Raw genomic sequence first — 20,062 nt, forward strand, 5'->3', positions numbered from 1 at the left:
AGGGAAAGGCAAGGAAAGATGGAATACAGAATCGAAAAGGATACGATGGGAGAAATGAAGGTACCGGCAGATCGGTACTGGGGTGCACAGACGCAGCGGAGTTTTCAGAACTTCAAGGTGGGCGGAAAGATGCCGGTGGAAATCATTCACGCATTTGCCTATCTGAAGAATGCGGCGGCTTGCGCCAACATGGACTTGAAAGTGCTGCCGCCGGAGAAGGCATCCTACATTTTTATCGTGTGCGATGAAATTCTCCAGGGCAAACTGGACGATCATTTTCCGTTGGTGGTCTATCAGACCGGAAGCGGTACCCAGACCAATATGAACGTGAACGAGGTCATTGCCGGCCGTGCCGCGGATCTGGCAGGAAGCCGAGTGCTTCATCCCAACGATGATGTGAACAAATCCCAGAGCTCCAACGATACCTTTCCGACGGCCATGAGCATTGCATCGGTGTTCGCCATTGAGGAGAAGTTGATTCCGGCGGTGAACTGCATGATTCAGACCCTGGATCAACTGGAAAAGAAATACATGAAGACCATCAAGACCGGAAGAACCCATCTTCAGGATGCGGTTCCGCTGACATTCGGTCAGGAGGTCAGCGGCTGGAAATCCATGATGGAGCACAGCTTGGAAAACGTGAAGAGAACCTTGCCATCCCTGAAGGAGATCGCGCTGGGAGGTACGGCAGTGGGCACCGGCTTGAATGCGCCGAAGGGATTTGCAGAGCAGGCCGTGATGAACCTGAACCGTTTGACGGGAAAGGATTTCGTCACCGCACCGAACAAATTCCATGCCCTGTCTTCGAAGGATGCTTACGTGGCGGCTCACGGCGCACTGAAGGGATTGGCGGCCGATTTGATGAAGATGGCCAACGACATTCGCTGGCTGGCCAGCGGCCCGAGATGCGGAATGGGTGAGATTACCATTCCAGCCAACGAGCCGGGCAGTTCCATCATGCCGGGGAAGGTGAACCCGACTCAGACGGAATCCGCCACCATGGTAGCAGTACGCGTGATGGGCAATGATACCGTAGTCGGCGTGGCCGCATCTCAGGGAAATTTCGAATTGAACGTGTACATGCCGGTAATGGCAGAGGCGTTCCTGGAATCGGTTAATCTGCTGGCAGAGTCCCTCACTTCTTTGGAAAAGAACTGCGTTCGGGGCATTGAGGTGAATGAAGACAAGATGACGGAAAATGCGGAGAAGTCGCTGATGGTGGCAACCGCATTGAATACGCATATCGGATATGAGAAGGCGGCGCGGATTGCGAAGAAGGCTCACCGGGAGAACAGCACCCTGCGGGAAGCGGGAATCGATCTTGGAATGTACACCGGCGAGGAATACGATCAGTGGGTCAATCTCCTGCAGATGACCGGAGTGGAAGAATAACGAGGAATCAATGAGCGAACAGAACAAGAAAGAATTATACGTAGATCGAAATAACGATAAGTATCTGGGAGATTTAAATCTGCTGAACCGGCGAAAGAACGAATGGTATGCGGCGCATCCGAAGTACAAGCTGTACCGCTTCCTGACGTTCCTGGTATTCGGACTCGGGTGTTTTGGCATTTACAAGGCCTATCTCTTTACTCAGGGAGGAAGCACTGCCAAGGAGATGCTGCCGCTGCACGCATCCATCTGGGTAACCGGTTTGGTAACCCTTCTGGTGAACCGCTTGGGGAAGAAGGTGTACGAGAAGCCGTTCGGTGCGATTCATTCTGCCCGAATTGAGGCGGCGCCAAAGGGCCTGTACTACATCTATCAGCAGGGAATGATGATGATTACCTATTATATTAAGGATAAGGATCTCAAGGAAATCATTCGGGACGATGAGGTCAATTGCCTGTATTTCAAGGGGAAGGGCATGCTGGAAGTGAAGACCCCGAAAGAGGTTCGGCAGCATTCCATCAACGGAATATATGCGCTGATCGGGTTCGACGAATACGATTTGGATGATTTGCTGGAACCGTACGGAGAATTGGTTCGCGTGCAGCCGGGAACCCTCCGCCGGAAATATCTGGAAGAAGGCTCGGAACAGTAGGCCTTGCCGGAAACGAAAGAATAACGAAATTGTGCTAAGAATTAATATTTTTAGCACAATTTTTTTATGTTTTTTTATAAAAACCAACCAAGAAAATTGACTTACAAAAAGCTGCGTGTTACAATGTTAGCGTGCTAAAGCATGAACACAACCGAAGAGGAGGGGATGGTTGGAATGAACGAAAAGGAAAAGAAGTATTACGATAATTTTGTTCGGGCCGTGTTATCTCTTCAGAATGAAGAGGAAGTGAAGGAATTCTTCGAGGATATCTGCACGATTAAGGAGATTCAGGATATTTGCCGTCGGCTGGAGGTGGCGAAGCTGCTGTCGGAGGGCATGGTGTTCAACGAAATCAGCAAGGAAACGGGAAGCAGTTCGGCGACCATCGGGCGGGTGAACAAATGCTTGATGTACGGACCCGGCGGATACAAAGCGGTATTGGAAAGGCTAAAGGAAGAGGATGATTGATTACGACAGAATTTTGAGGAATGACGAGAAGGCAGTGTATCGGCTTCGGGAGCTTTTCGGGAACTACGGATACCGGCGCTTTAAGACCGGAAAGTTCGAAGAGTACGAGCTGTACGCTGAGAATAAGGATTTTCTGGGGGAGGATGGAATTCTCACCTTTACGGATGCCCGGGGAAAGCTGATGGCGTTGAAGCCGGACGTGACGTTGTCCATCGCCAAGATGGCGGAACCCTTGCCGGGAGAGGTGCAGAAATTCTGCTACGATGATGAGGTCTATCGACTTTCCGGAGAATATAGGGATTTCCGGGAAATCACCCAGACCGGCATCGAATGCATCGGGGACATCGGATCCTACGATGTGTGCGAGGTGATTCTTTTGGCGGTGCGAAGTCTGGCACTGATCGATGAGAATTACGTGATGGATCTCTCCCATATGGGAATCGTTCGGGCACTGGCTTCTCTGCTGAATCTGCCCAAGGAGGCGGAACGAAAGGTGCTGCAGTGCATCGGAGAGAAAAACTTCCACGGCGCAGCGGAAATCTGCCGGAAACAAGGCGTTCCGGAGAAAATGATTCGGCGTCTTCGAAAGCTGATTACCACCTACGGTCCCATTGACGAAGTGGTGGGCGATCTGGATCAGCTGGCGGTGAACAACACCATGCGTCGTGCTGTGGGAGAACTGAAAGTGCTGGTATCCGCATTGAAGGCACAGAAGCTGGAGAAGAACGTGCGCTTCGATTTCTCCGCGGTAAACGACATGGGCTATTATAACGGCGTGATTTTCCAGGGATTCATCAAAGGCATTGTCCGCCCGATTCTGGCAGGCGGTCGGTACGACAACCTGATGGAAGTGATGGGAAAGGAAAGTGCCGGCGCCATCGGTTTTTCCATTTCCATGGATTCCCTGGAAGAGCTGAACCGCGTTCGCCGGGACATCGATGTGGATGTGGTGATTCTGGATCAGCCGTGGGAAGATTTGAATCAGCTAAATCAGGTGGTTCGAGATTACACGGACCGGGGACTCAGCGTCTCCGTGCAAAAACGAGTTCCGAAGAAGCTCCGTTATCGGGAGCTGGTGCGAATTGAAAACGGGGAGGTGAAGACGGTTGAAAGAGACGATTAACGTAGCGCTTCCCAAAGGGCGACTGGGACGGAAGGTGTATCAGATGTTCGCCGATGCGGGTTTTGAATGCCCGGAGCTTCTGGAGGAAAGCCGCAAGCTTATTTTTGAAAATGAAGAAAAGGGCATTCGATATTTCTGGGTGAAGCCTTCGGATGTGGCAAGCTACGTGGAACGCGGGGCCGCAGATGTGGGAGTTGTGGGGAAGGACATCCTCCTGGAAAGCAAGCCGGACGTATACGAGCTGCTGGACCTGAAGTGCGGCAAGTGTCGGATGATGGTCGCGGCGCCAAAGGATTGGCAGGACGACACGGGGCATACCCTTCGGGTTGCCACCAAATTTCCGGAAATCGCCCGGAAGTTCTACGGGGGTAAAAGCAGAGATATCGATATCATCAAGCTGAACGGATCCATCGAGATTGCGCCGATTCTGGGGCTGTCCGATGTGATTGTGGATATTGTGGAGACCGGGAACACCCTTCGGGCCAACAACCTGGAGATTCAGGAGACCATCGTGGACATCAGCGCCCGGTTTATTTCCAATAAGTCCGCATTCAAATTCAAGACTCGGGAAATCGAGGCGGTGTTGGAAGGACTGGCATCGGAAGTTTCCGAGAAGTAATGAAGCAGGGAAAGAAGGATAGAGATTACATACTATGATTAGAACTTACAAATACGGGGAAGTGGCCCCGGAAGATATTTTTGCCCGCACGGAGATGCCGGCAAATGTGGAGAACATTGTATCGGAAATTATTGATACGGTTCGGAGGGACGGGGACGAAGCCCTTCGTCAGTACAATCTGGAATTCGATCGCTCCCGAGAACCCCTGGAAGTGACGCCGGAGGAAATCGACGAGGCGTACCGTTCCGTGGATCCGGAGCTGATTGAAATACTGGAAGAGGCGGCGGCAAACATTCGGGAATTTCACAGCCGCCAGAAGAGGAACAGCTTTATCTTGAACGAGAAACCGGGAATTGTCATGGGACAGAAGGTGGTGCCGATTGAGAGAGCCGGTCTGTACGTGCCGGGGGGAACCGCGGCATATCCGTCCACGGTATTGATGAACTGCATTCCGGCGCACATCGCCGGAGTGTCGGAAATCATCATCACCACACCGGCCACGGATGGAAAAATCAGCCCGGTGCTGCTGGCAGCGGCAAAGATCGGCGGCGCAAATCGAATTTTTCGGGTGGGCGGAGCCCAAGCCGTTGCGGCGCTGGCATACGGAACGGAAACCATTCCGGCGGTGGACAAAATCGTAGGGCCGGGAAATGCCTTTGTGGCAGAGGCAAAAAAACAGGTCTACGGCATAGTTTCCATCGATATGATTGCCGGTCCCAGCGAGATTCTCATCGTAGCGGACGGAACCTGCGTTCCGGAAGTGGTGGCGGCGGATATGCTGTCCCAGGCGGAACACGACCGCTTTGCAACCGCGGTGCTGGTGACGGACAGCCCGGAATTGGCGGAAGCGGTACCGCAGGAATTGGAAAAGCAATTAAAGGTATTGCCGCGGGAGGAGATTGCCCGGGCATCCATTGAACATAACGGAAAAATTATTTTAACGGAAGATATCGAAACCGCAATCGATATTGCCAACGAGATTGCGCCGGAGCACTTTGAGCTCTGCGTGGACAATCCGTTTGATTATCTGGATCGAATCCGCAATGCCGGATCCGTCTTCCTGGGAAAGAACTGCCCGGAAGCGCTGGGGGACTATTTTGCGGGACCGAACCACACCCTGCCTACCGGCGGGACGGCGCGGTTCAACTGCCCGCTGTCGGTGGACGATTTCACCAAGAAGATGCAGTATTCCTATTACACGGAGGATGCACTGGCAAAGATTGCGGATAAGGTGGCGCGCTTCGCGGCGGAAGAGGGCTTGGATGCTCACGGAAGAAGCGTTCTGGTGAGAAAAAACAGGAAGGAGCGGTAAGCCATGAGTCGATATATCAGAGAACGGTATAAAGGGTTTCAATCATATACACCGGGGGAACAGCCGAAGGAAATGGAGTACATTAAGCTAAACACCAATGAATCTCCGTTTCCGCCGGCTCCGGGGGTCTGCCGGAGGCTGAAAGAGGCGGACATGGAGCGGCTTCGGCTGTATCCGGATCCGACGGGACGCCGATTGAAGGCGATGCTGGCGGACCGGTTCCGGGTGGAGCCGGAGAACGTGTTCCTGGCCAACGGTTCGGACGACATCCTGAACTTCGCTATGATGGCCTTTAATGACGATGAGGACACGCTGCTGTTTCCGGATATTTCCTACAGTTTCTACGAGGTCATCGCCAACCTTCACGGGGTGAATTTCCGAAAGGTACCCCTGCAGGAGGACATGACCATCGATTACCGGGATTACTGCCGGGATGACTGCAACGTCATCATTCCAAACCCAAACGCACCGACGGGAATCGCCTTGTCATTAGAGGTCATCGAAGAGATTGTAAAAGCAAATCCGAATCACGTCGTGCTGATCGATGAGGCATACGTGGATTTCGGAGCGGAGTCTGCCGTACCTCTTACCAAGAAATACGACAATATTCTCATCTCTCAGACATTCTCCAAATCCCGAAGCTTTGCCGGAGGGAGATTGGGATTTGCCATCGGAAATCAGGAGCTGATTCGAGATCTGATTACTCTTCAGTACTCCACCAATCCGTACAGCGTAAATACCCTGTCTTTGATTCTGGGAAGCGCAGCGATGGAGGAAGAGGCGTATTACCGAAAGAACGCCGAAATCATTCAGGAAAACCGGAAGTATACGGCGGAAACGCTGACGTCCATGGGTTTCGAGGTACTTCCGTCCAAAGCGAATTTTGTTTTTGCCCGTCGTCCCGGAATGGATGGCGACAAGCTTTATCGGAAATTAAAAGAGAAAGGGGTTCTGGTTCGTCATTTCACCACAGAACGGATTCAGGATTATGTTAGAATTACCATAGGTACGAAAGAGCAGATGGATGTGCTCTTTGAAAAGCTGAGAGAAATTCTGCAGGAGGAATAGAAGATGAGAAAAGCCGAAGTGAACCGTTCCACGGGAGAAACGCAGGTGCAGCTTTATCTGGATCTGGACGGCAGCGGTTGGAGTGAAATCGATACGGGGATTGGATTCATGGATCATATGCTGGTGCTGCTGGCGAAGCATGCCGGGTTTGACCTGAAGGTGAAGTGTCAGGGGGATGTGTACGTGGATGATCACCATTCGGTGGAAGATATCGGAATCAGCCTGGGACTGGCCTTTGCAAAGGCGCTGGGGGATAAACAGGGCATCTGTCGCTACGGAGATACGACTTTGGCCATGGATGAAGCCTTGATTCTCACCTCTCTGGATATTTCCGGCCGGTCATATTTGGATTACCGAATGGAAATTCCAACGGAGAAGGTGGGGACCTTCGATACGGAGCTTGCAGAGGAGTTCGTGATGGGGTTCGTTCGAAATGCCGGCGTGACCCTTCATATCCGGCAGCTGGCGGGAACAAACAGTCACCATATCATTGAGGGAATGTTTAAATCTCTGGCCCACACCTTGCGAAAAGCGGTGGCGGTGGATGAGCGCTTCCGCAATGAAATTCCTTCCACCAAAGGGCGACTGACGGAGACGGAAGAGGATGTGATTCCCATAGAGGATGAATACGATGATGTTCCCCGGGGGCTGGGCAGCGACACCTATTCCAAGGGCATCGCGAAGGGAATGACCCAGCAGGTTTCTCGGGAGCCGGCAGCCCCGGTTCGGAAGGAACTGTCTTCCACGGAGGAGCTGGAGAAAGAGCTTCTAAAGAAAGGACTACTGTAATGATTAGAATTATCGATTACGGGGTAGGGAACCTGTTTTCCCTGCGATCCTCGTTGAGAGCGATTGGGATCGATGCGGATTACACCGGAAATCCGGCGGAAATTCGGAAAGCGGATAAATTAATTCTTCCGGGCGTAGGCGCGTTCCGGGATGCCCGAGAAGCCCTTCGAAGCACCGGCCTGGACCGAGTGGTACAGGAAGAAGCCGGAAAGGGAAAGCCTTTGATGGGTATCTGCCTGGGAATGCAGATGCTCTTCGATCGGAGCTATGAGTACGGCGAATACGAAGGCCTGGGATTGATTCCCGGAGAAATTGTTCCCATGGAGGGACGAATTCCAAAGGATCTGCCCATCCCCCATATCGGATGGAACGAACTGATGCTGAAGCAGCCCAGCCCGCTGATGAAAAACACCGCCAATGGGGACTACGTCTACTTCGTGCATTCTTATTATGCGGAGACGCCGGCGGAGTACGTCATCGCCACCACGGATTACGGGGTGGAAATGACTGCGGCGGTTCAGAAAGATAACGTGTCCGGATGCCAATTCCATCCGGAGAAAAGCAGTGAGGTGGGACTTTCGATTCTGAAAGCTTTCTGTGAACTATAGGAGGTATGCCAATGAAAATTTTACCAGCCATCGATCTCTATGAAGGAAAAGCCGTTCGACTGTTCCGGGGAGATTACGAGCAGATGACCGTCTACGATGAAAACCCGGTGAACACGGCGCTGAAATTTAAAGAAGCCGGTGCTCGCTGGATTCACGTGGTGGATTTGGAAGGTGCCCGGGATGGGGGAACACCGAATATGGGGGTGATTAAAGAGATCATCGATGCCACCGGTCTGAAGGTGGAAATCGGTGGCGGCATTCGAAATATGGAAACCATTGAAAAGTATATCGATATGGGAGCGTCCCGGATTATCCTGGGCACGTCGGCCATTACCAACGAAAACCTGGTGGTGGAGGCGACGCGTTTGCATGGAAATCGGATTGCGGTAGGTGCCGATGTAAAGGACGGCTATGTGGCAATTCGGGGATGGACCCAGAAATCCATGTACACGCTTCACGATTTCTGCGAGAACATGCAGATGAAGGGCGTGAAATATATCATCTGCACCGATATTTCCAAGGACGGTGCGCTGGAGGGAACCAACCGGGCCATGTACGAAAAGCTGACTGCGAAGTACAAGATGCGCTTCATCGCTTCCGGCGGAATTTCGTCCATCGAGGACATTCGGGCCTTAAAGGACATCGGCCTCTACGGTGCGATTATCGGAAAAGCGTATTATCAGGGCGTGATTGATCTGAAGAGCGCAATACAGGAGGCAGAATGATTACGAAAAGAATCATCCCCTGCCTGGATGTAAAAGATGGCAGAGTCGTGAAGGGCGTGAATTTTCAGGGCCTCAGCGACGTAAATTCCCCGGTGGAACTGGCGGAATACTACACGAAAAACGGTGCGGACGAAATGGTATTCTACGATATCACCGCATCCGCAGAGGGACGGAAGCTGTTCACCGAAGTGCTGACCGAAGTGGCCTCCAAGGTATTTATCCCGCTCACCGTGGGCGGCGGCATCAACAGCCTGGAGGATTTCGACCGGGTGCTGAAGTGCGGTGCCGACAAGGTCAGCGTGAATTCCGGTGCCATCCGGAATCCGGAGCTGATCCGGCAGGCGGCGGAAAAATATGGAAACCAGTGCGTGGTCCTGTCCGTGGATGCGGCTCGGGTGGACGGAACCTATCGGGTCTTCGCCAAGGGCGGCCGAGAGAACACGGGCATGGATGCGGTGGAATGGATTCGAGAAAGTGTGGAGAGAGGCGCCGGCGAAGTGGTGCTCAACTCCATCGATACCGACGGCGTGAAACAGGGATTTGACCTACCGATGCTGAAGGCGGTGTGCGAAGTGGTGGATGTACCGGTCATCGCTTCCGGCGGTGCGGGCTGCATTCAGGATTTCGTCACCCTCTTCCAAGAGATTCCGACGGTAAGCGCCGGTCTGGCGGCGTCCATTTTCCATTTCGGAGAAGTGGCGATTCCGGATTTGAAAAAAGAACTAAAGAAAAACGATATTTCCGTTCGGCTGTAGAAACCGAAGGGACAAAGGGGAGAGACGATGACAGAGATTGATCAGTTGAAATTTGATGAAAAAGGATTGATTCCGGCAGTAATTGTGGAAGCCGGAACCCACCGGCTTCTCATGGTGGCGTACATGAATCGGGAAAGCCTGAAGATTTCCATGGAAACGGGGAAAACCTGTTTCTGGAGCCGGTCCCGCCAAGAGCTGTGGACCAAAGGGGAGACCAGCGGCAATTACCAGCACATCGTGAGCATCACGGCGGACTGCGACCTGGACACCCTGAAGGTAGTGGTGGAAAAGGACGGCCCGGCGTGCCATACCGGGGCGGAAACCTGTTTTTTCAACCCGGTATACCAAAGCGAGGAGAAGTCTGATTTTACCATGGATGCCCTGATGGAGCTCATTCGGGGGCGGAAGACGAATCCTCAGGAAGGATCCTACACCACCTACCTGTTCCGGAAGGGACTGGACAAAATCCTGAAGAAAATCGGGGAGGAGTCCACGGAGGTCATTATTGCGGCGAAGGACAACGACCCGAAGGAGACCATTTACGAGATTTCGGATCTAGTGTACCACGTGATGGTGATGATGATCGAGCAGGGGATTTCGCTGGAGGACATTCGCCGGGAGCTGGCTTCCCGCCACGTAATCGATCACAAGGTAAAGCAGGAAAAGAGCAGAGCGGAGTAACCCATGGACTGGAAAAGAAATTATCACACCCATACCGATTTTTGCGACGGGCAGAACACACCGGAAGAGATGGCCGAGGCGGCGGCAAAAAAAGGATTCACCGCGCTGGGTTTTTCCGGGCATTCCTATACGGATTTCGACACCTTCTATTGCATGACGCCGGAGACTTTTCCGGAGTACTGCCGGCAGGTGCGGGCCCTTCGGGAAAAATATGAGGGGCAGATGGAAATCCTGCTGGGGGTGGAACGGGACTTCTATTCGGATCTCGATTGCCGGGATTTGGACTATTCCATCGGATCGGTGCACTACATCCGGTGGGAGGGAGAGTACATTCCGGTGGACGAGAGCGAGGAAGTGGTTCGAAAGACCATCGAGAAGTTCGGAAACGACCCATACGCCTATGCGGAGACGTACTTCGATACAGTGGCCCGGGTGGTGGAACAGACAGGTTGTGATTTCATCGGTCACTTTGATTTAATCAAAAAGTTCAACCGAAACGGGACAGTGCTGGTGGACGAGCATCATCCGCGGTATGTGACGGCCTGGAAGAAGGCGCTGGAGCGGCTGGTGCCTCAGGGACGGCCTTTTGAAATCAACATCACGCCCCTGAGTTGGCGAGAGGATGGAGAATGCTATCCGTCCCGGGAAATTCTGAAGGAAATCTGTCGGCTGGGCGGACGGATTACCATTTCCAGCGATGCTCACAGCGTGGACCATTTGAATCGAGGGTTTGATCAAGCTCTTGCCATTGCAAAGGAAGCCGGATTCCGGACGGTGACGGTGTTCCACGGCGGCGGCGTGACGGAGGAAATTCCGATTGAATAGTTTACGAATGCCGGGGATGGAGATTCCGTCCCCGGTTTTTGTGAGGTAACGAGGTGACGGAAATGTCACATGAAGCGGCGATTTTGTCACGAGGTTCGATGTTTCGGAAAAAGACATTGAAGTATCATAGATTCAACAGATGAATGATAAACCAAAAGGAGGATACAGAAATGTCAATTCTGGAAGTGAAGAAAATACGGAAAACTTATCAAAGCCGATTCGGCGGAAACCGGGTGGAAGCATTGAGGGATGTGACCTTCTCGGTGGAACCGGGAGAATATGTGGCAATTATGGGAGAATCCGGATCCGGCAAGACCACTCTGCTGAATATTCTGGCGGCACTGGATCAGCCGACCGGCGGAGAGGTGGTACTGGATGGGATTCCGCTGAATTCCGTTTCCGATGCCGAACTGGCCAAGTTCCGACGAGAGAATTTGGGATTCGTATTCCAGGAATATAATCTGCTGGACACATTGAATCTGAGAGATAACATTCTCCTGCCACTGGTGCTGGACGGACAAGAGGTGAGTACGCTGAAGGAGAAACTCGAAGAGGTGGTTTCGGTCATCGGTATTCAGGACCTGATGCTGAAATATCCGTTTGAGGTTTCCGGCGAATCAATCAGAAAGGGCAAACCATTCTGATGGTCACTCATTCCGTGAATGCGGCAGCCCATGCGGATCGAGTGATGTTCATCAAAGACGGAGTGGTATTCCATCAGCTGTACCGGGGGAAGAGCGACGACCAGGAATTGTATCAGAAAATTACGGATACCCTCTCCATGTTGCGGAGAGGAGGTGAGCGGTAATGTTCTCTTCATTGTATAGACGAATTGCCCAAAACAATCTGCAGAAGAATTATCGTTATTACGTTCCCCGGATTCTTACGGAAGCCGGATTGACCGCCTGCTTCTACATCATGCTGACCTTGGCGCTGGAACCCAAGATGAAGAACATTTACGGCGGGGAATATCTTCCCACCTTTATGATGCTGGGAACCTTTATCCTGGCGATTCTTTCCGTCGTGCTGTTGATGTACACGGCCAAATTCCTGATGAAACAGCGGATGCAGGAATACGGTCTGTACTACGCACTGGGGATGGAAAAAAAGCACGTCGCAAGGGTTTTTGGTTACGAAAGCGGAATAAGCAGTGCCGCGGGCATCGGCATTGGCATCGGTTCCGGGATTCTGTTCTATAAGCTGAGTCTGTTGATTCTGACGAAGATGATGGGGACCGAAACCATCCCAAAGGTAAGTCTGATTCTTCCGGCTGCATTGGGCGGCGAGAAGCTGAATTTGAAGGGAAATGAAATCGCCCTTTGCTCGCTTCGAACTTCGGTAGATTATTCCATGAAGATCTTGAATTTGAACCATCAAAAGCTGAAGGTTCGGAAGTGGATCAATTACTTCCCGGTAAAGGAGAACGGAAGCAGTCTGTCCAATACCAAACGATACGGAATCGTTGTGGCAGAGGAAAGCGTCGCCCGACGCCTCAATCAAAATCACGCCTTCAGCACGGTAAACTGTCTGGGAGTGGGATTTAAGAATCCGGCACAGACGTATCGAGAGGGGGAGGAATTTACGCGAATTTTTCGTCAGCGGGTTACATCCATTCTGGCAGAGGATTACGGCATCCGCGGTGTTGTCCCGGCGGTGGATTCCGCATGGGATATGAAGGGTGCATTGAAATCCATGTACGGATCCTTTCTGTTTCTGGGAATCCTCTTGGGAATAGTGTTCCTCTTTGCTACGGTGTTGATTATCTATTACAAGCAGATTTCGGAAGGATATGAAGACCGGAAACGGTTTCAGATTATGGAAAAAGTGGGCATGAGTTCCGGAGAGGTGAAAAAGACCATTCAATCCCAAGTTCGGATGGTATTCTTCTTACCGGTGATGGTCGCCGGCGTTCATACTGCGGTGGCATTTCCGATTCTCATTGAATTGCTGAAAGTCCTGATGCTTACCAACAAAGCCCTGTTTATCGGATGCGGCTTGGGGGCATACGGGATGTATGTGCTGGGATATGGGATTATTTACCGTCTCACGTCCCGAATCTATTATCGTATTGTGCGGTAGAAGGATGGGTGAATTGTATGTATCGAATTTTTATCGTAGAGGACGATAAAAACCTGGCGGAGTTAATCGAGAACCAGTTGATGGGTTTTGGAAATGACGTTCGAACCGTTTCGAATTTTCGAAACGTAATGGAAGAATTTCAGGATTACGATCCCCATCTGGTATTGATGGACATCGGATTGCCCTATCTGAACGGATTCCATTGGTGTGAAAAAATCCGGGAGATCTCGGGCGTTCCGGTACTCTTTCTGTCCTCCGCATCCGACAACATGAATATCGTGATGGCCATCAATATGGGTGGAGATGATTTTATCGCGAAACCCGTGGATCCTCTGGTGCTTTCCGCAAAGGTAAAAGCAATCCTTCGAAGGAGCTATGAGATTGAGGGCAATCCGAACATCATCGATTTCGAGGGTGCCCGGCTGAACTTGAATGACGGGATGCTGTCGGTAAACGGTACATCGGTGGAATTGACCCGGAATGAATTTCGAATTCTTCGAACCCTGCTGGAGAACAAGGGTCGAATCGTCAGCCGCCAGGATTTGATGCTGGCCTTATGGCAGGATGACTGCTATGTAGAAGAAAATACGCTGACGGTGAATGTGGGAAGGCTTCGGAAGAAACTAGAGGAAGCCGGACTCCGAGATGTAATTGTTACAAAACCCGGACGAGGGTATCTCATTTCTTAAATCCGTGGAGTAAACGTTGGAAGGAGGTGAACGCCCTTTGCTGAAAACATTTCTGAAAGAGAATCGGAGCTGGATTCTGCTGCCGGCAGCGGTGATTCTGTTGAATTTTGGGACCTTCTGGTTGTACCGGATGGAGATGGAACCGTTTATTTACGGAACGGTTCTTTCCGGTGTTGTGTGTGTGTTAGTGATTGGACTTCGTTTTCGAAAATTCGTTAACGGATGCAGAAAACGGGAACAGGTGATTTCGTCCGTGAAGCCGGACGCGCCGGACGTCTTTGGCCTCAATCCCGAAGTATTTTTGGGAGAAGAGGAGAGCCGCACGGAGAGGGACTACCGAGAAATGCTTCGATGCCTTCGAAATCGAGCGCTTCAGCAGGAACAGCAGTTCCTGGAGGAGCGGGAGGACATGGAGGATTATTACACGAAATGGGTCCATCAGATTAAAACCCCGATTTCGGTCATGCGGCTGGCGCTTCGGGAGGAGGATACGCCGGAGAATCGTCGGCTTCTCAGTGAACTCTTTCAAATCGAACAGTATGTGGAAATGGTGTTGCACTATATCCGGTTGGATTCTTCCGGCAACGATTTGATGATTCAGGAATACGCGTTAGATGATTTGATCCGGGAATCCATTCGGAAGTTTTCTTCCCTGTTCATCAACCGAAATGTGCGGCTGGAGTACCGTAAGGTGGAGGGTGTTCGGGTGACGGACAAAAAATACTTTGCCTGCGTGTTGGAGCAGATTCTATCCAATGCGATTAAATATACCGATACGTATGTGCGAATTGAGGCCGATGACCGGGGAAGAATTCGAATTGAGGACGATGGACCGGGTATTGGGGCATCCGATATTCCGCGAATTTTCGAAAAGGGTTACACCGGCTGTAACGGAAGACAGGAGATGAAATCCAGCGGGCTGGGGCTGTATCTCTGCAGCCGGGCGGCGAAAAAGATTTCTGTGGAAATCGACGTGGATAGTGAACCGGGTCGGGGAACTGTTTTCTCTTTAAAGCTTCCGGAGCAAAAAAAAATACTTGACTGAGTTCCTCGGTGTGGTAAAATATGCTTCATTGTATCGATTTTACCGGGAGGAAAAAGGATTGAATCAGGATAAAGAGTTTTTGGGCACGGAACCGGTGGGAAAGCTTCTTCGGAAGCTGGCGATTCCGACGGTTGCCGCACAGCTGATTAACATGCTGTACAATATTGTGGATCGAATCTATATCGGACATATACCGGGAGATGGAAATCTGGCGCTGACCGGCGTGGGAGTCTGTCTTCCGGTTATTATGATTGTGTCGGCCTTCGCGGCGCTGATCAGTTCCGGCGGAGCACCGAGGGCTTCCATTAACATGGGAAAGGGAGATTACGACACGGCGGAAGGGATTTTGGGCGGATGTTTTCTGCTGCAGGTTCTGATATCTCTGGTGCTGACAGCAGTACTGCTTCTCTTCGGTCGGGAGATGCTCCTTTCCTTTGGGGCCAGCGGAAACACCATCGATTACGCAGATTCGTACCTGAAAATCTATGCGCTGGGAACCATCTTTGTGCAGCTGACACTGGGAATGAATTCCTTCATCACCGCCCAGGGCTTTGCCCAAATCGGAATGCGCACGGTGCTCATCGGGGCGGTGTGCAATATCTTGCTGGATCCGGTGTTCATCTTCCTCTGTGGCATGGGTGTCCGGGGAGCGGCGCTTGCCACGGTGATTTCCCAGGGAATTTCCGCAATCTGGTGCGTGCGGTTCCTTGCCGGAAAGAAAACTCACCTGCGGTTGAAGAAAGATAAAATAAGACTTCATGCGGCCATCCTGCTTCCGTGTGTGGCGTTGGGACTTTCGCCTTTCGTGATGCAGGCCAGCGAAAGCATTATCTCGGTATGCTTTAATTCCTCCTTGCTGAAATACGGAGGAGATGTGGCGGTGGGAGCCATGACCATCTGCACCAGCGTGATGCAGTTCGCCATGCTGCCGCTGCAGGGAATCGCCCAGGGGGCTCAGCCGATTTCCAGTTACAATTTCGGCGCCCGGAATGCCCCTCGAGTGCGGGAGACCTTCCGGTATCTCCTTCGAATCAGCGTGATGTATTCCGTGGGATTATGGCTGTTCATCATGGTAGTGCCGGGAGCATTCGGCAGCATGTTTACCTCTAATCCGGAACTGTTGATGTTTGCCAAGAAGGCGCTTCGCATCTACTGTGGCGCCATGTTCATCTTCGGCATTCAGATTGCCTGCCAGATGACCTTTATATCCACCGGAAATGCGGTGTGTTCCATCATCGTGGCGGTGGTACGAAAGTTCGTGCTGCTGCTACCGCTAATTTACATCGTGCCGCATCTGGTATCCCATCCGGTGTGGGGAGTCTATCTGGCGGAGCCGGTGGCGGATATTATTGCGGTGACGTTTACGGCAGTGCTGTTCGGAAATCGGTTCCGGAAAGCGCTGGAACGGCTGTCACAGGAGGAATAGTCGGTAGCTGCGGCATGGTCTAATCCGGCTTGTCGGTGCAAATTCAGGAAATTGATGTAGGAACGCTAAAAATAGATGTTCCTGCATCAATAGGGGTGTAGCCGCCGAACGATTGGAGGGACGGTGTCCGGCGGAAATGATAGGATGTGATGCAGAAAAGCAGAAAACCGCTGCTTCTGCATCACTTTTTTTATAGAATGAAAGTAAAGTGGAATGAAAACAATATAAAAATGATTGGAGTTGATGCATGAGCTGAAAATAATGGTGCTCGTACATCAAATCTGAAAATGGAGTTGATGTACGAGTCGGAAAAACAAGTGGTCATGCATCACTTTGCAGCAGAGATATCGACATACAAAGTAACCGCCCTTCGTTGCTTGTTGTTGGATTATAAAGTGAAGAACCATAAAAAAGCGGGATAGTTATTAAGAACTATCCCACAATTATTCGTAAAGTACCTGTTTTTATGGAAATAATGTTATTCTAGCTAAACCAGCCGAAGCCGAAGAAGGAGTCCAGCTGTCCCAGAAGTACGAAGAAGGTGAATACCGGTGCAATCCAACGGATGCAGAAGCGGTAGAATTTCTCCGTCTTAAAGTTGGAGCCCTGATGGATTTCCTTCGGGAGGATTTCCCGATCAATCCAGCCGAAGAAGAAGGTGGCGAACAGGGAACCCAGCGGCATCATGATGCCTTCCGCCAGAAGGTCGAAACCGTCTACCCAGCAGAATTTGCCGAACATAGCAGGGAGGTTCTGTCCCAGACCGTCGTAGGCAATCAGTGAGCCCAGAACGGCGGAGAGGATTCCGAAGAACCAGCAATAGAATTTTCGCTTGTCGCCCTTGCCCTTGTTCATGGCGTCGTCGATAAAGGAACCGGCAATGGCTTCCAGAATCGCAACGGAAGAGGTCAGCGCCGCGATGACAACCAGTCCGTAGAAGATAAATCCGATGAACGGACCGATACCGCCCATTCCGTTGAATACGGTCTGCAGGGTCATGTACAGAAGTCCTACGCCGCCCTGCGGAGACTGACCGCTGGCAAATACAGCCGGCATGATTGCCAGACCTGCCAAAATGGCGATAACGGTGTCGGCCAGCGGGATAATCAAACTGCTTCGTTCAATATTGGCATCTTTGGCGAGATGAGAACCGTAGGTAATGGTAATGCCCATTCCGATGGAAAGGGACAGGAACATCTGGCCGCCGGCAGCAGAAAGTACGGAAATCCAGCCGGTTCCGTGGAACACTTCAAAGTTCGGTTTGAACAGGAATGCAATTCCGGCGGAAGCGCCCGGCAGGGTAACGCTTCGTGCGATTACCAGGAGGAGCATCACGAACAGTGCTGGCATGGCGATTTTGCTGAACCGCTCGATGCCTTCCTCGATACCATAGCTTACGATGACGATGGTGATCAGAAGAAATACCAGTGTATAGATGATGGACTGGGTGGTGTCCGCTGTCAGGTTGGAGAAGTAGGCAGCACCATCTACGCCGCCAACGCCCCAGCTTGCACCGAACACATCTCCCAGATTGGCCAGCATGTACTTGATGCAATAGCCGCCCAGATAGGAGTAGAATCCCAGAATCAGGAACGGCGAGAGCATGCCCAGCCATCCGACAAATGCATACTGTTTGCGAATGGATTTGTATGCCAGAACGGTGGACTGGCCGGTATAACGGCCCAAAGCCAGCTCGGTCATGGTGAGAATGTATCCGGCGAATACCGCCAAAAGCAGATACAGAATAAGGAAGGCAAAGCCGCCGTTCATTCCCAACTTATAGGGAAACCCCCACATGTTCCCCAGGCCTACCGCAGAACCGATGGCGGCCATCAAAAAGCCGAAATTGCTGCTCCAGGTTCCTCTCTTTTGTTGATGTTCTTTCATTGTTTAATCTCCTGTGATGTTCTTAATTGATGGTATTTCTTGCTTTCATTCGAAAGCTCGATTTTGTATGCTTATTATAACCATCGGGAATTTACTTGTCAAGAAAAACAATAAATTATAGAAAATTGATGTGAATATACAATATTTGTGCAATAGAGTCAAATTTTCAGGTTAATTTTTGATGTATTTTTATATAAAGTCAATTCTCTTATATAAAGATCAAGTTTGCGGTTTAAAAGTGCTGTGGACAGGAATGGGCGGAGTGGGGGACTTGGTGCAAAGGCGACGGAAGAACAAGGGCTGGAAGGGATTCGTGCACCAAGTCAAAGCGCCCGGATTTGGGAAAAGGTGGGGGGACTTGGTGCAAAGGCGACGGAGGAACAAGGGCTGGAGGGGATTCGTGCACCAAGTCAGAGCGCCCGGATTTGGGAAAAGGTGGGGGGACTTGGTGCAAAGGCGACGGAAGAACAAGGGCTGGAGCGGATTCATGCACCAAGTAAAAGCGCCCGGATTTGGGAAAAGGTGGAGGGACTTGGTGCAAAGGCGACGGAAGGACAAGGGCTGGAACGGATTCATGCACCAAGTCAAGTATGTGGAGATGGAGAATGGTATATAGATTTGGTACAAGCTCTTGATTGAGGAAAGTCTTTCTTGTGCCGGACGTGCATGACGGTCGCGAACTTGTTTTTACCGGGGATTATCTCAAGAAATCACGAATAAATTTGTCATCCAGAATGGGTCCTTGACGTTGTACGGCAGAGCTTGGAGGGGATGACATAATCATGGTGCACATACGTTCCAATGTTTCAAGGTCGATGCCGCCGTCTGGAAGTTCTTTGGTGGTGAACAGATTGACGCCTTCGGTAAAACCAAGGGTTCGGTAGGCCTCTTCCTTTAGCAAATAGTTTTTGCGGTAGTTGTCCTTCATTTCCGGGTGAAACCACAAGCCGAGATGTTCCACGATATATAAATAAGGAATCTGAGGATGAATCAAGAGAAAGTCCGGAAATAAAAACTTGCCGTTGGCTAAGCGAAACGGAAATTCGTACAGAGGATGATACCCTCTTTGCCAAAAGCGATCGTACATTATCACTTCTCCTCGTGAACGTATCAGTGTACCGTCGATGGCTTGGAATTTCAAGGATTCGGGATTCCGCGGAGGAATGCTGTTCTTAAAGCCAACTAATTCGTCGAAATACTTGTTTATATCATATCCGGCAAATTGCGGAAATCCTTTTGCGGGGACGTATGTTTTTGGAAGTCCGCTCAATATGGAGTCGTACTCGGGAGCGCGGTAATTCGCTAACAAGTTTTCCTCCAATGCAATGTTGTTTTTGAGCAGAGAAATGGCTTCGTTGCAATAGCGTAATTCTTGGATGGAACGAACGTCCGGGTGGTTTTCGTTTCCAAGATAGAGCCAGGGGTGAGCAGGATTTTCCCGGCAATGGTAATAAGTGGTGCCGCCTGAATTTTTTATCTTAAGTGTGCAGCCATCGAATTGAATCAGTTGGCTCTTTCTGGATTCCAGTTGCTGAAGCATGTCGGATTGTTCTTGAAGATCGGCTTTTACCGATTCGATGCAATTGTATTTCATAAGATCTCCTTTCTAATAGTGTTTTTTGGATGTCTTTCTATTATGCCAGAAAAATAATTCCCCTTCAGTACACATTTTTGCTCTATGGTATAGGGTGTCGGGGTACGGGTCGGGAAAAAGGCAGGGAGACTTGGTGCAAAGGCGACGGAAGGTCAAGGGTTTGAGGGGATTCATGCACCAAGTCAAAGCGCCCGGATTTGGAAAAAGGCGGGAAGACTTGGTGCAAAGGCGACGGAAGAACAAGGGTTTGAGGGGATTCGTGCACCAAGTCAAAGCACCCGAATCTGGAAAAAGGCGTGGGGACTTGGTGCAAAGGCGACGGAGG

Annotated in this window: 22 protein-coding genes; 20 read left to right on the forward strand and 2 right to left on the reverse strand. The window is 51.1% G+C overall.

The window, feature by feature from the left end; genetic code table 11:
• Positions 1–18: 18 nt before the first annotated feature.
• The 19 genes from fumC to FYJ65_RS00745 all read left to right on the forward strand — a co-directional run bounded on the left by fumC (position 19) and on the right by FYJ65_RS00745 (position 16,256).
• The gene (fumC, locus tag FYJ65_RS00660; protein WP_154553418.1) at positions 19–1,392 is read left to right on the forward strand and encodes a class II fumarate hydratase; all 1,374 of its coding nucleotides are present in this window, start codon (positions 19–21) and stop codon (positions 1,390–1,392) included.
• 10 nt (positions 1,393–1,402) lie between these two features.
• Entirely contained in the window at positions 1,403–2,044 is a 642-nt protein-coding gene (locus FYJ65_RS00665; RefSeq protein ID WP_154553419.1) for a hypothetical protein, read from the forward strand.
• Between the two features lie 174 nt (positions 2,045–2,218).
• Entirely contained in the window at positions 2,219–2,512 is a 294-nt protein-coding gene (locus FYJ65_RS00670; RefSeq protein ID WP_154553420.1) for a YerC/YecD family TrpR-related protein, read from the forward strand.
• Positions 2,505–3,635, forward strand: coding sequence for an ATP phosphoribosyltransferase regulatory subunit (locus FYJ65_RS00675; protein ID WP_154553421.1), 1,131 nt, complete (start codon positions 2,505–2,507; stop codon positions 3,633–3,635). Before FYJ65_RS00670 ends, FYJ65_RS00675 begins: the two co-directional genes overlap by 8 nt.
• A complete protein-coding gene (gene hisG / locus FYJ65_RS00680; protein ID WP_154553422.1) occupies positions 3,619–4,254 on the forward strand; it encodes an ATP phosphoribosyltransferase in 636 nt (211 codons plus the stop codon). Before FYJ65_RS00675 ends, hisG begins: the two co-directional genes overlap by 17 nt.
• Positions 4,255–4,288: 34 nt before the next feature.
• Complete coding sequence (gene hisD, locus FYJ65_RS00685) at positions 4,289–5,566, forward strand: histidinol dehydrogenase (protein WP_154553423.1); 1,278 nt, start codon at positions 4,289–4,291, stop codon at positions 5,564–5,566.
• 3 nt (positions 5,567–5,569) lie between these two features.
• Complete coding sequence (gene hisC, locus FYJ65_RS00690) at positions 5,570–6,634, forward strand: histidinol-phosphate transaminase (protein ID WP_154553424.1); 1,065 nt, start codon at positions 5,570–5,572, stop codon at positions 6,632–6,634.
• 3 nt (positions 6,635–6,637) lie between these two features.
• A complete protein-coding gene (hisB, locus tag FYJ65_RS00695; RefSeq protein ID WP_154553425.1) occupies positions 6,638–7,423 on the forward strand; it encodes an imidazoleglycerol-phosphate dehydratase HisB in 786 nt (261 codons plus the stop codon).
• Entirely contained in the window at positions 7,423–8,031 is a 609-nt protein-coding gene (hisH, locus tag FYJ65_RS00700; protein WP_154553426.1) for an imidazole glycerol phosphate synthase subunit HisH, read from the forward strand. Before hisB ends, hisH begins: the two co-directional genes overlap by 1 nt.
• Before the next feature lie 11 nt (positions 8,032–8,042).
• A complete protein-coding gene (hisA, locus tag FYJ65_RS00705) occupies positions 8,043–8,756 on the forward strand; it encodes a 1-(5-phosphoribosyl)-5-[(5-phosphoribosylamino)methylideneamino]imidazole-4-carboxamide isomerase (RefSeq protein WP_154553427.1) in 714 nt (237 codons plus the stop codon).
• Positions 8,753–9,511, forward strand: a complete 759-nt coding sequence (gene hisF / locus FYJ65_RS00710) for an imidazole glycerol phosphate synthase subunit HisF (protein ID WP_154553428.1) — start codon at positions 8,753–8,755, stop codon at positions 9,509–9,511. Before hisA ends, hisF begins: the two co-directional genes overlap by 4 nt.
• Positions 9,512–9,538: 27 nt before the next feature.
• Positions 9,539–10,192, forward strand: a complete 654-nt coding sequence (hisIE, locus tag FYJ65_RS00715; protein WP_154553429.1) for a bifunctional phosphoribosyl-AMP cyclohydrolase/phosphoribosyl-ATP diphosphatase HisIE — start codon at positions 9,539–9,541, stop codon at positions 10,190–10,192.
• Between the two features lie 3 nt (positions 10,193–10,195).
• Positions 10,196–11,017, forward strand: a complete 822-nt coding sequence (locus FYJ65_RS00720; protein WP_154553430.1) for a histidinol-phosphatase — start codon at positions 10,196–10,198, stop codon at positions 11,015–11,017.
• Positions 11,018–11,187: 170 nt separating this feature from the next.
• On the forward strand, positions 11,188–11,661 hold the full coding sequence (locus tag FYJ65_RS00725; protein ID WP_465223469.1) for an ABC transporter ATP-binding protein: 474 nt from the start codon (positions 11,188–11,190) through the stop codon (positions 11,659–11,661).
• Positions 11,661–11,825: a hypothetical protein gene (locus tag FYJ65_RS10025; RefSeq protein WP_439786649.1), complete on the forward strand. Its 165-nt coding sequence runs from the start codon at positions 11,661–11,663 to the stop codon at positions 11,823–11,825. The genes FYJ65_RS00725 and FYJ65_RS10025 overlap by 1 nt, the downstream gene beginning before the upstream one ends.
• A gap of 11 nt (positions 11,826–11,836) precedes the next feature.
• On the forward strand, positions 11,837–13,096 hold the full coding sequence (locus tag FYJ65_RS00730; RefSeq protein WP_206157229.1) for an FtsX-like permease family protein: 1,260 nt from the start codon (positions 11,837–11,839) through the stop codon (positions 13,094–13,096).
• A gap of 17 nt (positions 13,097–13,113) precedes the next feature.
• Positions 13,114–13,785, forward strand: a complete 672-nt coding sequence (locus tag FYJ65_RS00735) for a response regulator transcription factor (protein ID WP_154553432.1) — start codon at positions 13,114–13,116, stop codon at positions 13,783–13,785.
• Positions 13,786–13,822: 37 nt separating this feature from the next.
• Positions 13,823–14,830 (forward strand): sensor histidine kinase, encoded by a 1,008-nt coding sequence (locus tag FYJ65_RS00740; RefSeq protein ID WP_154553433.1) that lies wholly within the window; start codon positions 13,823–13,825, stop codon positions 14,828–14,830.
• A gap of 58 nt (positions 14,831–14,888) precedes the next feature.
• Positions 14,889–16,256, forward strand: coding sequence for an MATE family efflux transporter (locus FYJ65_RS00745; RefSeq protein ID WP_154553434.1), 1,368 nt, complete (start codon positions 14,889–14,891; stop codon positions 16,254–16,256).
• A gap of 483 nt (positions 16,257–16,739) precedes the next feature.
• On the opposite strand, the gene FYJ65_RS00750 is transcribed toward FYJ65_RS00745, so the two are convergent.
• Positions 16,740–18,143, reverse strand: a complete 1,404-nt coding sequence (locus FYJ65_RS00750) for a sodium-dependent transporter (RefSeq protein WP_154553435.1) — start codon at positions 18,141–18,143, stop codon at positions 16,740–16,742.
• A 243-nt stretch (positions 18,144–18,386) separates the two neighbouring features.
• On the opposite strand from FYJ65_RS00750, the gene FYJ65_RS00755 reads away from it, so the two are divergent.
• A complete protein-coding gene (locus FYJ65_RS00755) occupies positions 18,387–18,782 on the forward strand; it encodes a hypothetical protein (RefSeq protein WP_154553436.1) in 396 nt (131 codons plus the stop codon).
• A 58-nt stretch (positions 18,783–18,840) separates the two neighbouring features.
• On the opposite strand, the gene FYJ65_RS00760 is transcribed toward FYJ65_RS00755, so the two are convergent.
• Complete coding sequence (locus tag FYJ65_RS00760) at positions 18,841–19,737, reverse strand: hypothetical protein (protein WP_154553437.1); 897 nt, start codon at positions 19,735–19,737, stop codon at positions 18,841–18,843.
• Positions 19,738–20,062: the final 325 nt, after the last annotated feature.

The organism is Mogibacterium kristiansenii (assembly GCF_009695905.1).
Taxonomy (GTDB): Bacteria; Bacillota; Clostridia; order Peptostreptococcales; family Anaerovoracaceae; genus Mogibacterium_A; species Mogibacterium_A kristiansenii.